Genomic DNA, 13,840 nt, shown 5'->3' with positions numbered 1-13,840 from the left:
GACACTCGATGCCCGCCGGGACAGGGCTACGACCAGACGGTCGCTCCCCCGTCGCCGTCTGCGTCGCTGATTCTGCGAGCCCATGTCGCCACGAACTGGAAACTGTCTTGGCGGGCCGGCTGGTACTCGAACTCCACGCGGTCTCCGACGGCCAACTCCCGGAAGCCCTTCTGCCCCTTGATGTCAGCGAAGGAGATGAACGCATCCAACCCCGGTGGTAACTCCGCCGAGGAGATGGCGCCCCACCCCTTCTCGGACTTGTAGAACTTCACGATGCCTAGCGCCATCGACGCGTCTCCCCAAACCCCTAACTCGAACCTGTGCATCCATCCTCGATCGAACCTGAGGCAACGCGCAAGCACATTCAGGTCCCACCGATCTGCTGACAGCTCACACGCCCGGCCAGCCCTACCGTTCGGTGACGGTGAAGCGGCGTAGGGCGAGCGCCGGATTCTTCTGCCGCACCCGAGCGATACGGTCGCCGTGCACCGTGGCGGATACCATGCCCTCCTCCTCGCCGATGGAGGCCAGCACCACGCCCATCGGGTCCACGATCATGCTGTTGCCCGCTCCGTTGCCGCCGCACTGATCGGCGGCGGCCACGTAGACGGTGTTCTCGATGGCCCGCGCGCGCAGCAGTGTGGTCCAGTGGTCTTCCTTGAGGGGGCCGGGCACCCACTCCGCTGGCATCACCACCACGTCGGCGCCGGCGTCGACCAGCCTGCGCGTGGTCTCGGGGAACCGCAGGTCGTAGCAGGTCTGCATGCCGAAGGTCAGCCCTCCCACCGCGAACGTCTCGGGCGCGCACGCCGAACCCGGTCGGACGAAACGGGATTCGGAGTAGCCGAACGCGTCGTAGAGGTGCAGTTTCCGATAGGTGGCAGCGACCTTGCCGCCGTCGTCGACGGCGATCAGCGTGTTGTGAATCTGGTCGGGTCCGTCGGTGGTCTCGTTGATGCCCGCGACGATGGTGATCGCTTCGCGGCGTGCCAGGTCCCGCACCGCGGCGACGAACGGCCCGTCGAGCGACTCGGCCGAGGACAGGAAGCGTTCGTCCATCGTTGGTGCGGTGAACATCGCGTACTCGGGGAAGATGACGAGTTCTGCGCCCGCTGCCTTGGCGGTGGTGACGAAGCCGGTGATGGTGGCTAGATTGCGATCCTTGTCCTCGCCGGGGGCGAACTGGGCGACGGCGACGGTGATGCTCGTGGTCATGTCTACTCCTTGATCGAGGGTGCGGGCATGCGGTCCATACGGCCCAGAACGACGGTGTAACAGAGGATTCCGCCGACCAGGATCACTCCGGTGGCGATGAACGCCCCCGCGAACGAACCGGTCCGGTCGACGACCATCCCCGTGACGATCGGGGCGGCGATGCCGATGAGATTGGCGACGAAGTTGACGATGCCGGCCAGGGACCCGGTGTACCCCTGCGGGGCGATCAGCGAGACGATGCTGGACCCGGCGGGCACCGAAACCGCCAGTCCCGCTGCGCCGATGGACAGGAACACCAGCGCGGCGCCGATGGTGTCGGCGTACGCGGCGCCCGTCACCGACAGGGCCGCCAGCATGCTCGTCACCAACACGATGCGACGCACCCGGGTGATGTCGCCGCTGCGCCGGGTCCAGCGGTCCATCAGGACACCGGCGATGAGGAACTGGGCGATGACGGCCACCAGCCACGGGATCATGCTGTAGATGCCGCCCTTGAGTAGGTTGACGCCGAACTCCTTCTCGAGGTAGCCGGGCAACCAGGTGAGCAGTACGTAGTAGGCATAGGTGTAGGACGCGTAACCCAGTGCCAGGCCCCAGGTTTTGCGTCGTCCCAGCAGGTAGCCGATGCCCTGCAGGGAACCGCCGGTCTCGGCGTTCTCGTCCTCGGCGCCGCCGGCGCGCAGGTAGTCCAATTCGGCGGCCGACATGCGGCCGTCGGCCACCGCGTTGGCCGGTGAGCGGTAGAGCAGCCACCACGCGAGGAGGTACAGCACGCTCAGGACACCGGTGAAGATGAACGCGGCGTGCCAGCTGAACGTCGGCACCAGGAACGCCATGATGGGGATGCCGATGACGTTGGAAATCTTGGCGCAACCGTCGAACATGGCGGTGGCCGTGCCGCGTTCGTGTTTCGGGAACCACTGGCCGATGGCCTTCCAGCCCGCGGGCACCGTGGGCGCCTCGCCGACTCCGAGCAGGAGCCGGGCCACCAGCAGCAGGCCCAGTCCGCCTGCGGCGGCCGACAGGAACGAGGCCACCGCCCAGAGGAACACGCCGGCACGGTTGACCCAGCGCACGCCGATCTTGTCGATGATGGTGCCGATGGGCATCTGCAGCATGGCGTAGGTCCACAGGAACGCCGAGGCGACGACGCCCATCTGGGCCGCTGAGATGTCGAACTCGGCCATGATGGCCGGGGTGGCGACGGACAGGTTGACCCGGTCGATGTAGTTGACGAACATCCCGACGCCGAGCAGGCCGCCGATGTACCAGCGGGTGCGGCCGGTGCCGGGCGGTGGTCCGGTGAGGTCGTCGAGGCGTTCGGCGGTCCGCGAGCTGGTCATGCGCGGGCTGGTCATGGTGCGGTCCGGGCGAGGGTGGGCACGCGGTCGAGTTCGACGGCTTCGGCGTGGGCGGCGGCGAACCCGGCGAGCAGCGCACCGTGCTCCATGGTGAGGACCAGTTGGTCCGCGCCGTGCTCGACCGCGAACTTCTTCTCCTCCGAGGACCATGCGGGCAGCACCCATGGCTTGCCTGCCTGTCGGGCGGCGGCGGCCAGGCGGGCAAGGTCGTCGAAGTCGCCCGCCTCGCGGGTGTAGGCGCCGCGGCCGCGGCGCAGCGACAGGTCGGAGGGGCCGACGAAAATCCCGTCCACGGTGTCCAGAGCGAGGATCTCCTCAATCTGGTCGATGGCGCCCGCGTCTTCGATCATCGGATAGCACCGCGTGCGCGTGTCCTGCTCGCGCACCCATTCGTCGGTGAAGCCACCGTACGCGGATGTACGCCCACCGGCGAAGCTGCGGTCACCGAGGGGCGGGAACTTGGCGAAGGCGGTGACCGCGCGAGCGTGCGCGACGTTCTCGACGTGCGGGATGGCCACGACGTCGGCACCGAAGTCGAGCGCCTGCTGGATGGGCCCGCGCTCCGGGCCGAGCACCTTGGCGACGACCTCCAGGCCGATGGCCTTGCACAGCGGGATGAAGCGTTCGAGCGCGGCGAGGTCGAACGTGCCGTGCTCGATGTCGAGGACCACGGCGCCGCAGCCCACCTGACGGGCGATTTCCGCGGCGGCGGTGTTGGGTCCGGACAGCCAGATGGCATACCGACGGTTCGGGGCCATGGGGAAACGCTCCTTCGTTCGACCTGGACAGGGTGTGGCGCGCACCACACACGCAGTACATTCTGTGTATACACAGGATGTACGCCGTGTGTCCAGTAGTCTGAGGGCGGTCCCCCCAGGCCGCAACAGGAAGGGTTCACCGGTGTCGACCACGGTCAGCGAACCAGGCTCGAACCAATCCGCACGCGACCGCGTGTACGAATGGGTGCGCGACGAAATCATCCGCGGCACCCTGCCCGGAGGCCGCTTCCTCGACGAAGCCTGGATCTCGGAGTCCGTCGGAACGTCACGCACCCCCGTGCGCGAGGCGTTCCACCGGCTGAACTCCGAACGCTTCATCGACCTACTGCCGCGCCGCGGCGCCCAGGTACGCAACGTCACCGCACGCGAACTCAAAGAGGTCTACGCGTCGCGCCGACTCATCGAAGGCCATGCCGCACGGGCCATCTGCGCCGCCGGCACACAGCCACCCGCCGAACTCACCGAGCTCGCCGCGGCCATCGAAGAAGCCGGCCAAAACCAGGACTGGTTCACCGTCGCACGCCTGGACCGCGCCTTCCACCGCGCGATCGTCGCCACCCACGGCAACTCGGTCCTCGTCGAGCTGTACGACGCCCTACAATCCCGCCAGGAACGAGTCGCCATGCGAGCCATGCAGATCCGACCGCAACGCGCACCCGAGATCGACGCCCAGCACCGCGCCATCATCGCAGCGCTGCAAGCAAGCGACGCCGAGCTGGCCTCGACACTGCTCGACGAGCACCTGCGACCCATCCCCGAGATCCTCGCAGCGCTCGGCTGAGCGGCACAGTCGAAATCGGAAATGGCACGCGGTTGTTCCGGATAGGCGAGACCGCCGTTCTCTAGCCGTGGTCGTCTGTGTGGTGAGCGCAAGCGCTCGGTCCATATCCTGAGCCGGACTCCTACTCGTGACGATCGGCCACGGCCCTCCGCCGGTTCCTGAGTAGCGTCGACGATGACAACGCCGACAGGCATCCCCAGGTCGCACCGATCGTCAGCCACATCAACGCCTGGTTGAGCACCGAATACACCCGGAATTCGCCCAGTACCTCGGCGGGGAAGCCGTCTACGAGCACGCCAGCGGGCCCGGACATGGGTCCCGGAACCTCATGGAAGCTGGGCAACCACGCGAAGGCTGCCAGGATGACCACACCGTAAATTCCGACCGCGACGGCCGCGGCCGGCCAACTTCCCCACCGACGCGACAACGCCAGGCCGGCAGCCACCGCTACACACGCACCCACCACCGAAACAACAGTCACCATCAGGAAAGCCGAACTTCGCACTCCAATGGTCTCTTCCAGACCCACGGTGGGCGGGTTCGGCGGATACTTGAGACCGGGCACCAAATTGACCGCCGCAAACATTGCTCCTGCGAGCACCAAGGAAAGGCCGGTGGAATCGGCGGTGAAGCCCAGCGCGGCGAGCACAGTGCGCAGCACGGTGTAGGCCACCGCGAACAGCACCCCCATCGCGACAGCCATGGCGATGATTCCGACTGCGGCACCGAGACTCTCCTGCACCGACCGGCTGAAGAGCTCGTGGCCGTGGAGGTGATCATCTCCGGTGAGCAGGGCCTGCGCGTGCTCACGGGCCACCTCGTAGTCCACCGCGGTGCCGATCAACGGCTCGATCATCACCCGGCTGAACGCGACAGAAATGACGCCGCCCGCCAATCCCGGCACCAGATACCGGACGAGGGGCGGTATTTCGGCGTTCAGTGGCATGGGAATCCCAGTAGGTGGCGTGCGTCGTGCACGAACTCGTGCACATGGGTGTCCGAACCGAAGACCGACACGGCGCCTTGGTCGTAACCGACGAAGTAGTAGACGATCAACGCAAGCAGTGCCAGCACGGTCAGCCGAAGCGGCGTGGCCAGAGTGGATGCGGCCGTACGCATATCGATGTGTGGAGCGCCAAGGGCGGGGTTGACAGCGTTCATCTCTGAGGTCCTCGCAGTTCTAATGGTCGTGGTCGTGGGCTAGTGCGTGGTCGTTGGCATCGGTGAGCGGCGGGGCGGTCAGCAGCTCGTGGCGGTCGACGAGCCTCTCCAGAGTCGCGACCCAGTGGTCGTAGTACTCCCATTGCCCCCGTTCGGATTCGGGTGTCCGCTCCCATTCGCCGATCGTCGCGATCAGGGTCTCCTGAAATTCACTCCAGGGGTAGTGTCGGAACTCGGAAAGCGCGAGCGCCAATCCGAAGGCGCGGCGCTGCCATTCATGGTCGAATTGCGGCGCCGCCTGATCGGTGGTGCAGGTGTCGTGCAGCTTCATGAGGCCGGGCCCGCCAACGCGACGCCGATCATCGACTCGGTGGTCACCAGATCCATCAACATCTCGTCGGTGAAATCGTCCGTGCCGGCGGGCCTTTCCGGAATGACGAACCACCGCGAGTGCCCGCTGGAGTCCCACACCTTGATCTCGGTATCGGCGGGCAGATCGAGGCCGACCTCGGCGAGCACCTTGCGGGGTTCACGGGCTGCCCGGGACCGGAACGTCGGATCCTTGTACCAGTAGGGCGGCAACCCGAGCACCGGCCACGGGAAGCACGAGCACAGCGTACAGATCACCAGATTGTGCACCCCGGAGGTGTTCGCGACTGCCTGCAGATGCTCGCCTTCCGCGCCTGCCATGCCTTCGGGCAGATCGAGTTCGGCGACGGCGGCGGGGGTGTCCACCACCACCTTGGCAGCAAATTCTGGGTCGGTCCAGGCCTTGACGACGATTTTCTTGCCGTTCAACGGCGTCATCTCCGTCTCGAAGTAGGCCAGCACCTTGTCCACGGTCTGCGGTGTGATCACCCCCTTTTCGATGAGCAACGCTTCCAACGCTGCCACCTGTTTGGCGCTGATCTCCTCACGGTCGGGCGGGTAGGCGAACTGGCCGGTCATGCTTCCTCCTCGATCGGTGCCAAGTAGGCTTCGAATAGCTCGGCATACAACTTCAGCGGGCCGCCTTCGGCCCGCGGGCCCCAGATTTCGGCCGGGTCGAACTCGACGATGTATATCGGCATGGGGTCACCGATCCCGTCTCCGGTATGGCAGAAATAGGCGTAATCACCCTCGAAAATCCGTTCCACGGTGCCGATCCGGCCCCGCAGATATCCCGGCAACCGACTGTGCGCGTCGGCAGGAACGTTGGTGATGCGCACCTGCGCGCCGACCGCGAACTTCGGATGGGCGACGTCACGGCGGGGGCTGTCGCCATACCGGAGGTAGGCGATCACCTGATCATCGATCGCGCGAACATCCTCGGTATCGGCCGCCGAACCTGGCTCGCCGATGCTGTCGGCGAGCTCGTCTTCGGTGACATAGCCCTTGTCGATGAAGAACTGAGTGATACCGCCCAACCACTTCTCGTAATAGCGAAACTTGAAGTAGTCGAAGGGGTTCATCGCCTCTGCGCCGGTGCGTAGGTCAGCCCAAGTCCACTCGTCTTTGAACGCGGTGGGTACCTCATCGATGGGATATTCCGGCAAGGCGGTCCCAAGGTGGTTCGACAATCCCATCATTGCGACATGGATACCGAAGATCCGTTTCTCCCAGTCCTCGACGAAGACTCGCTTCTCCAGCATGAGCGGCTCGGGTAACCCCTCCAGGCCGCCCAGATAGTGCTGCAACTTCATCAGGCAGGACTTCCTTCCGTGTTCGGCATTGCGGTGTCGAGAGCCGGCTTCTTCGTCATCGCGGTGGCCAGGTATTCGGACAGCAGCCCGAAGCACGCCCCGAGAACACAGGCGACGGCGGCGACCAAGCCGGGGTGCGAGATGGTGGTCACGGTGATGTCATTGCCCCGCCCGGCGACCGTCGACACCGTGGAGGCGAATCCGACGACCACGGCCGGGGTCGTAGTCAGCAGCGGCACCCATGACGCCTGCACCATGACTGCACTGCCGACGCCCACCGCAATGGCAGTAACCAGCAGGTTGCCACCCATCAGATGGGCGGCATACAGACTGGCCGAAGCGATCACCACGCCTACGAGGTTCGACGAGACCGACCGGACCCAGCCGGTCGCGCCGCCTCCGACAAAGAAGAACGATGCCCAGGCCAGGAACACCACCCAGATGGGCACTGTGATGACTTCAGCAGTGAATGCGACTGCCACGCCGCCGAGCACGCCGATGCTCAGCGTCAAGGCTGTCCGAGAATCCATGGCTCACCTTCAGGAATTTGGGGGGATGGATCGCTTCAACGGTGAAGCGGGATACGATGAAATCAGCTTTGTGCGAGTGGGTTTCAGCTCTGTTACATGCGGATTGCTTCGCCCGTCAGGTCCGGACACGAATCGCGCAATTTCGGACTCAGCACTGTTCTGGGCTCTGCGCCCATTGCCGTCGTACCGGTCTGCCGCTACGTTGACTGTCACCTCCGCTCGGGCCAGGAAAGGACGTCACGGGGTGTCGAACACGCGCAGGTCAGCGCGGCCGTCCGCCGCAGGGCGCCAACCCGCGAAAGCGCGGGGAACCAAGGCGCCCAAGATCGTCGTGTTCGCCTTATACGACAAAGTGACGTTGCAAGATGTCGCCGCACCGCTCGAAATTTTTGCCCGGGCAAACGATTTTGGAGCACAGTACCGGGTGATCCTGGCCTCGCCGACGGGCGGGGCCGTCCGTACGACATCGTTCGTCTCACTGCAGGTCGATATGTCACTGGCCGAGGTGCCCGACCGGTTTGACACCCTGATCGTCCCTGGCGGGGTGCCGCCTGACTTCTCCTTCACCCCCGGCGAGCACGATATCCCCGAAGAGCAGACTCCGGATGTCATTGCGGCGGCATTGCAAATGGTGGGCGAATTGGCGCCGCGGGCCCGCCGGGTTGCCTCGGTGTGCACCGGTGCATTCGTGCTGGCCTCCCTCGGTCTACTCGACGGCCGCCGGGCGACCACACACTGGGCGCACTGCCAGGAGCTGGCCCGTGCGTATCCCGAGATCGAAGTGGTACCGGACTCGCTGTTCGTCCAGGACGGGCCGTATATCACGGGGGCGGGAATCAGCGCGGGCATCGACCTCGGCCTGGCCCTGGTGGAAAGCGATTACGGTCCCGACGTCGCCCGGCGGGTGGCGCGTTGGATGGTGGTCTTTTTGCAGCGCCCCGGCGGTCAAGCCCAATTCAGCGTGTGGACGGAGGCGGCGCTGCCGGTCGAGAGCGGACTGCGCGAGATCCTCGACGCGGTGGTCGCCGATCCCGGCGCCGATCACTCGATCGCCGCGATGGCTGAACGCGCTGTGGTCAGCGAACGGCACCTGGTACGCATGTTTCACGATCAGGTCGGACTGACCCCAGCCCGCTTCGTCGAACAGGCGCGGCTCGAGGCGGCGAAAGTGTTACTCGCGACCGGAGATCACGGACAAGAAGCCGTCGCGCGCCGGGCCGGTTTCGGGTCTGCAGACACCATGCGGCGCGCCTTTCGGCGCGCTCTCGGGGTCTCCCCCAGCACATATCGAAATCGCTTCCGAACCACCGGTATCCACCGCTGACCAGTTCTCCACCCACCCTCCTGTCAGCGGGCCGGAGGTGAAGAACACGGGCCGGGACACGACCGAGGATTCCGCGGGGTGAAGAAGCTGCGCCGGCAGATATCTCGGCTCCGGTACGGGGCCTATGTACGCTGGTGGATTACCTGATGGATACCGCCCATGAAGGCGCGAAAGACGATCCGAAGTGCGGGACGTGCTAACGGTGCGAGCAGCCGTCCCGCGCGACCGGCGTCAATGGCTACCGTCCACCGGAGCCGGGTTCCGGTGGCTGTTGCATCCAGGACATAGTCTTCACCGAAGGCCTTGACGCCCGGGGCGGTGGTGGCCTCGGCCGCAAAGGTCATTCTCCGGTCGATGTCCCATCGGTAGAAATGATCGCGGACCCCGAGAAATCCAAGGACGACCACCTCTCTGATCGAACCGACACCACGGCGACCGTCAACCCATGTGGACGCGGTCGCCAGCGCGCTCCATCCCACCACGGCGTCATCAGCAGCGAGTACGTCCCACAGTTGCCTTGCCGGGATGGGAAATTCGTCTTCGACGATGATCTTGATGGTGGCGTGCTGGAAAAGAGCGTCGCCCTGTTGTTCGGTCGGTCGCCATGTCATCGGTCACGCCCTTCGGTCGAGGACCACGTTCTTGTGTGAGTGTGTGCTGCCAAGAAGTCTGCTGTCCAGCGCAGTACTGTTCGAGCGGCGCCGGTGTGGGCGAACAACATGAAATCGTGGATATGTCCAGGCATTTCGTAAGTGCGGGCGGAGACACCGTTTCTCAGCAGGCGCTCATGCAGGCGCGCCGCGTCACCGCGGAAGCACTCCGCCCCCGCGACTACGCTGAGGGTGGGCGGAAACCCACGACACACGCCGTCATCCATCTCCAGTGGAGCGACACGGGGATCCCTGGTTCGGTTGTTGACTCCGAGGGCCTGTGCGCATGCCATGGCGAAGGCGGGTGCCATGAGCGGATCAGGTGTTGAGCGGTCTACGCTGACGGCTTCCCGACATGAGATATCCAGCAGCGGTGACAAGAGCACCAACGCGCGCGGCAGCGGAAGATCAGCGGTGATCGCTTCGACCGTGAGACCAGTGCTCAGGTGGGCACCGGCCGAGTCCCCGGCAACGACGACTTGCGCCCCGCTGTTGCACAGCCAGCGGTAGGCGGCCACTGCGTCGTGGAGCGCCGCGGGATAACGGTTCTCGGGAGCCAAGCGATAATTCGCGGCGAAGACCGGTAGTCCGGTGATGGCGGACAGCCGGGTGGTGATTCCGCGGTAATGCGCGGCGGAGGTGGAGATGTAGCCGCCGCCGTGAAGGTAGAGGATCACGGTGTCGAGCCGGGTGACGCCGGCGGCGTTGATCCACTCGCCTGATATGGGACCGTACTCGTTGGACAGGTCGTGAATCTGGGTGATCTGTGCCGTTTCGTGTCTCAGTGACGCTGCAGCTGTGACGGTCCTGAACAACGTGCGCAAGCCACGGAGTTGCCACCCGGACGGGTGCGCGTGCTCTAACAGCGGCCGGACGACGATGCTTGAGGTCAGACGCAGCGTCCGGTGGAAAACCGAGACGCCATGCCCGTGCGTCACTGCTCGAGCCGACGGATGATTGTGGAGACGTCGGCGTTGCTCATCAACCATCGATCGAGGGCAATGTTGATGATTCCGCGTAGCCAGGCGTAGATGGTCCAGGTTCGTGGCACGATGCTGGTGGGTTTGCGAGTGCGGGCGGCGTGCAGGATGGTTGATGCCGCGTAGTCGGCGCCGATCCTGCGGTTCAGCGGCCATGGCAGAAGGTCACCGATGCTCCGCCCGATCGGATCCTCGTCAAGGGTGGACCGTGTCAGAGCAGTATCGACGATACCGAAGTACGAAATGCCGACACTGACATCGTGGGAGGCCAGCTCGATCCGCAAGGCTCTGCCGAGCTGTTCGACACCGGCCTTGCTGATCATGTAGGCCGCTCCCCCCATCCCGGGGGCGAAGGCGGCGCAGGATCCGATGAGCTGAAAGTGCCCGCCATGGGCGATGACAGCATCCATGGTGGCGCGCACAGTGTTGAGTGCCCCCACCAGATTGATGTCGAGGACCCGCCGGAACGCCTCGTGTTCGATGGTCCGCAGAGTCGCTGTCGGAGGGGTGACACCGGCGTTGGCGATGACGATGTCAAGCCTGCCGAACTGTCTCACGGCCAGATCGACTGCGGACCGCAACGCCTCGACGTCACGGACATCGGCGACTGCCGCCACCGCCGCGGCGGTCGGGCCCCCGAGTTCGACTATTGCTTTATCGAGTTGGTCTTGGTCGATGTCGACCAAGACCACGTGGGCGCCCTCGCGCAGGAAGCGGGCGGCGGCCTGGAATCCGATTCCTTGCGCTGCGCCGGTGATGAGAACCACGGCGCCCACCAATTTGATCGGTGCGAGCTGGCTCATCGGCCGACCACCAGGGCCGCGGTGTTCTGCGATGGCGGGGTTGCGGCGTAGCGCACATCGAACTCGGCGAGCCGGCATCGCCGCATCCGGCGCCGGAATGTGAACACGAATCCTGGCCAGAAGGTGAAGTTACGGCCCGAGGGGCTCAAGTAGTAGCTCTGGCAGCCACCGGAGTTCCATACCGAGGAGGCCAGTCGGCGGTCGACGGTATCGACAAATCGCCTCAGGACATCTGGGGCAACGTCGATGCTTCGGATGTGATGCTCGGTGATTTGGTCGATGGCGTCGAGGACGAAATCCAGCTGGGCTTCGATCGTGACGATCTGAGAGGTGTAGACCACCGAATTCGGTCCCAGGATCATGAAGAAGTTGGGGAATCCGGGGATGACGGTTCCCAGGTGTGCCTTCATTTCACCGCCGGCCCATACTTCTGCCAGGCTCTTGCCGTCGCGCCCACGGATGCGGGTGAACCCTTCGTTGCCGGCGAGTTTGAATCCCGTTCCGAAGACGATCGCATCGAGGCGGTGGTGAGTGCCGTCGACGGTTTCGATGCCGTCCGTGGTGATGCGATGCACCGCTGATGTCTCGACCTCGACGTTGGGCGCTGCCAAAGCTGGATAGTAGGTGTTCGAGAAGGTGGGACGCTTGCAGCCGAAAGCATATCGGGGCGTAAGGTTTTCACGCAGCCGCGGGTTTCGGACCTGGCGGCGCAGGTGCCATCTTCCGACTGCGGCCATGGGCCACAGCAGCTTTGGGAAGTAGACCAGTCCGGGGACCATGGCCTCCTGCACCGCGCCGACCAGCGATCGTGCCAGCCGTTGTACGGTCGGTACCCGGCGCATCAGCCGCCGCAGCCGCGGACTGATGGCCCGATCCGGATGGGGAAGGATCCAGGTCGGCGTCCGCTGGAAGACCACGAGTTTGGCGGCTTCGGGCTGAAGTTGCGGTATGAACTGGACCGCGGAAGCGCCGGTTCCGATGACGCCGACGGTACGGTCGCGCAGATCAACATCGTGGCGCCATTGTGCGGAGTGAAAGACTGGCCCGCCGAATTGGTCGAGACCTTCGAAAGCGGGAATGGAGGGTTCGCTGAACGGACCGGTGGCCGCGATGACGATCGATGCCGTGTAGTGGCGTCCCCCTGCCACCTCGATGCGCCACACCTGGCTGAGCTCGTCCCAATCGGCCTGGGTGACTTCGTGGTTGAGCCGCAGGTGTGGCCGGATGCCGGCATCGTCGACGCACTGCTCCATGTAGGACTTGAGTTCTTGTTGGAGCGGATAGAGCCGGCTCCAGTCGGGGTTGGGGGCGAAAGAAAAGGAGTAAAGGACCGACGGGATGTCACATTGTGCACCCGGATAGGTGTTGGCCTGCCAGGTACCACCGACCTCGGTGGCCCGCTCGAACACGAGGAAATCGGCGTTCCCGGAAGCCTTGAGCCGCATCGCGGCACCGATGCCGCCGAACCCGGCGCCGATGATGGCGATGCGTACGTGGGTTGAGGTCGCTTCGTTCATAGGTTGTCCAATCTGGATGCCGGTCAATGCCTGCGGCTCAAAGATCGATGACGATCGCGTCTTCGGTGGCCCGTGAGACGCAGATCATCATGGAGTCGGCCTGCTCGGCAACGGTGAGCACGCGGTCACGGTGTTCGACGGCGCCCTCGAGGACGTGAACGCGGCACGCTCCGCAGAAGCCCTGCTGGCACGAATATCTCACGCTCGGCTGGACACGGCGGATGGCCTGCAAAGCGGTCTCGTCGGCATCCACGTTGATGGTGGCCGCCGAACGAGCCAGAGTGATGGTGAACGGCCGGCCGTCGAGAACTGGAGGCGCTCCGAAGCGTTCACTGTGGAATTCCGGCGCCGGCGAGTGCGCACGTGCGGCTGCTGCGGCGGCGTCGATCATGCCTGCAGGCCCGCACACGTAGAAGGCCGCGCCATCCGGCACCTCTTCGAACACAGCGGTCAGATCCGGGATACCGTTTTCGTCATCCGGCAGGATCTGCACCCGGTTGCCGCCCAGGTGCATGAGTTCTGCGGCGAATGGCATGGATGCGCGGGTGCGGCCGGTGTATAGCAGTTGCCACTGGTGGCCGGCAGCGACCGCTTCGCGCACCATCGGCAGGATCGGTGTGATGCCGATGCCGCCGGCGACGAAGACGTAGTGCTCCGCGGCTGCGAAGTTGAAGGCGTTTCGCGGTCCACGTACCTGCAGCGTGTCACCGGGCCGAAGGTCGTGCAGTTCGGCGGATCCGGCACCGCCGGCGACCCGCCGCACGGCGATCCGATACTGCAGTCGGTCGCGGCGGTCGCCGGTGAGTGAGTAGTGCCGAAGCAGTCCCGACGAAGTGATGACGTCGATGTGCGCCCCGGGGGTCCACAGCGGCAAGGGTGTGCTGTCGGGGCGGCTCAGCGTGAGCGCCACCACGTCAGTGGCGACAGCGTCGACTGCGGTGACCAGGAGTCGAGTCTCAAAGCCGGTGCGGCGCAACGGTCGTGGTGGCGAGAGGTGGCCGGCGAATCTGCTCTGGGTGAAGACCCGGGAATAGGCACGGGACAGTGCACCCAGCGT

At 65.1% G+C, this 13,840-nt stretch carries 17 protein-coding genes; 2 read left to right on the top strand and 15 right to left on the bottom strand.

The window, feature by feature from the left end; all coding sequences use genetic code 11:
- Positions 1-26: 26 nt before the first annotated feature.
- The 4 genes from BN977_RS29130 to BN977_RS29115 form a co-directional block, all read right to left on the bottom strand.
- Positions 27-287 (bottom strand): cold-shock protein, encoded by a 261-nt coding sequence (locus BN977_RS29130; RefSeq protein WP_024450609.1) that lies wholly within the window; start codon positions 285-287, stop codon positions 27-29.
- A 121-nt stretch (positions 288-408) separates the two neighbouring features.
- Positions 409-1,215 (bottom strand): carbon-nitrogen hydrolase family protein, encoded by an 807-nt coding sequence (locus BN977_RS29125; RefSeq protein ID WP_036403469.1) that lies wholly within the window; start codon positions 1,213-1,215, stop codon positions 409-411.
- Positions 1,216-1,217: 2 nt separating this feature from the next.
- The gene (locus tag BN977_RS29120) at positions 1,218-2,558 is read right to left on the bottom strand and encodes an MFS transporter (RefSeq protein WP_051562195.1); all 1,341 of its coding nucleotides are present in this window, start codon (positions 2,556-2,558) and stop codon (positions 1,218-1,220) included.
- A gap of 11 nt (positions 2,559-2,569) precedes the next feature.
- Positions 2,570-3,334: an HpcH/HpaI aldolase family protein gene (locus tag BN977_RS29115; protein ID WP_051562036.1), complete on the bottom strand. Its 765-nt coding sequence runs from the start codon at positions 3,332-3,334 to the stop codon at positions 2,570-2,572.
- 142 nt (positions 3,335-3,476) lie between these two features.
- Between BN977_RS29115 and BN977_RS29110 the strand changes: the two genes are divergently transcribed.
- Positions 3,477-4,136: a GntR family transcriptional regulator gene (locus BN977_RS29110; protein ID WP_051562034.1), complete on the top strand. Its 660-nt coding sequence runs from the start codon at positions 3,477-3,479 to the stop codon at positions 4,134-4,136.
- A gap of 121 nt (positions 4,137-4,257) precedes the next feature.
- Here BN977_RS29110 and BN977_RS29105 read toward each other — a convergent pair whose 3' ends face one another.
- Genes BN977_RS29105 through BN977_RS29080 form a run of 6 tightly spaced genes read right to left on the bottom strand, consistent with a single transcriptional unit; the run spans position 4,258 to position 7,509 of the window.
- Positions 4,258-5,082: a CbtA family protein gene (locus BN977_RS29105; RefSeq protein ID WP_051562032.1), complete on the bottom strand. Its 825-nt coding sequence runs from the start codon at positions 5,080-5,082 to the stop codon at positions 4,258-4,260.
- Complete coding sequence (locus BN977_RS29100) at positions 5,073-5,297, bottom strand: CbtB domain-containing protein (protein ID WP_036403467.1); 225 nt, start codon at positions 5,295-5,297, stop codon at positions 5,073-5,075. The genes BN977_RS29105 and BN977_RS29100 overlap by 10 nt, the downstream gene beginning before the upstream one ends.
- 19 nt (positions 5,298-5,316) lie before the next feature.
- Positions 5,317-5,628: a nitrile hydratase accessory protein gene (locus tag BN977_RS29095; RefSeq protein WP_036403465.1), complete on the bottom strand. Its 312-nt coding sequence runs from the start codon at positions 5,626-5,628 to the stop codon at positions 5,317-5,319.
- Entirely contained in the window at positions 5,625-6,245 is a 621-nt protein-coding gene (gene nthA / locus BN977_RS29090) for a nitrile hydratase subunit alpha (RefSeq protein ID WP_036403462.1), read from the bottom strand. Before nthA ends, BN977_RS29095 begins: the two co-directional genes overlap by 4 nt.
- Entirely contained in the window at positions 6,242-6,979 is a 738-nt protein-coding gene (gene nthB / locus BN977_RS29085; RefSeq protein WP_036403460.1) for a nitrile hydratase subunit beta, read from the bottom strand. The genes nthA and nthB overlap by 4 nt, the downstream gene beginning before the upstream one ends.
- Positions 6,979-7,509 carry a DUF1097 domain-containing protein gene (locus tag BN977_RS29080; RefSeq protein ID WP_036403458.1) on the bottom strand — a complete coding sequence of 177 codons (531 nt, stop codon included), beginning with the start codon at positions 7,507-7,509 and terminating at the stop codon, positions 6,979-6,981. Before BN977_RS29080 ends, nthB begins: the two co-directional genes overlap by 1 nt.
- Positions 7,510-7,834: 325 nt before the next feature.
- Between BN977_RS29080 and BN977_RS29075 the strand changes: the two genes are divergently transcribed.
- Entirely contained in the window at positions 7,835-8,833 is a 999-nt protein-coding gene (locus BN977_RS29075; RefSeq protein WP_036404803.1) for a GlxA family transcriptional regulator, read from the top strand.
- A 122-nt stretch (positions 8,834-8,955) separates the two neighbouring features.
- Here the strand turns inward: BN977_RS29075 and BN977_RS29070 are convergent, their stop codons facing one another.
- Genes BN977_RS29070 through BN977_RS29050 form a run of 5 tightly spaced genes read right to left on the bottom strand, consistent with a single transcriptional unit; the run spans position 8,956 to position 13,759 of the window.
- Positions 8,956-9,444: an SRPBCC family protein gene (locus BN977_RS29070; protein WP_051562031.1), complete on the bottom strand. Its 489-nt coding sequence runs from the start codon at positions 9,442-9,444 to the stop codon at positions 8,956-8,958.
- Entirely contained in the window at positions 9,441-10,472 is a 1,032-nt protein-coding gene (locus BN977_RS31615; RefSeq protein ID WP_084172707.1) for an alpha/beta hydrolase, read from the bottom strand. The genes BN977_RS29070 and BN977_RS31615 overlap by 4 nt, the downstream gene beginning before the upstream one ends.
- A complete protein-coding gene (locus tag BN977_RS29060; protein ID WP_036403456.1) occupies positions 10,418-11,266 on the bottom strand; it encodes a short-chain dehydrogenase/reductase in 849 nt (282 codons plus the stop codon). Before BN977_RS29060 ends, BN977_RS31615 begins: the two co-directional genes overlap by 55 nt.
- Positions 11,263-12,783, bottom strand: a complete 1,521-nt coding sequence (locus BN977_RS29055) for a flavin-containing monooxygenase (protein WP_036403453.1) — start codon at positions 12,781-12,783, stop codon at positions 11,263-11,265. The genes BN977_RS29060 and BN977_RS29055 overlap by 4 nt, the downstream gene beginning before the upstream one ends.
- Positions 12,784-12,820: 37 nt before the next feature.
- A complete protein-coding gene (locus BN977_RS29050) occupies positions 12,821-13,759 on the bottom strand; it encodes a PDR/VanB family oxidoreductase (RefSeq protein ID WP_306372270.1) in 939 nt (312 codons plus the stop codon).
- Positions 13,760-13,840: the final 81 nt, after the last annotated feature.

This window comes from Mycolicibacterium cosmeticum (genome assembly GCF_000613185.1).
GTDB lineage: Bacteria > Actinomycetota > Actinomycetes > Mycobacteriales > Mycobacteriaceae > Mycobacterium > Mycobacterium cosmeticum.
Note: the sequence above shows the minus strand (reverse complement) of the source record. Positions and strands in the feature narration are given on the sequence as shown.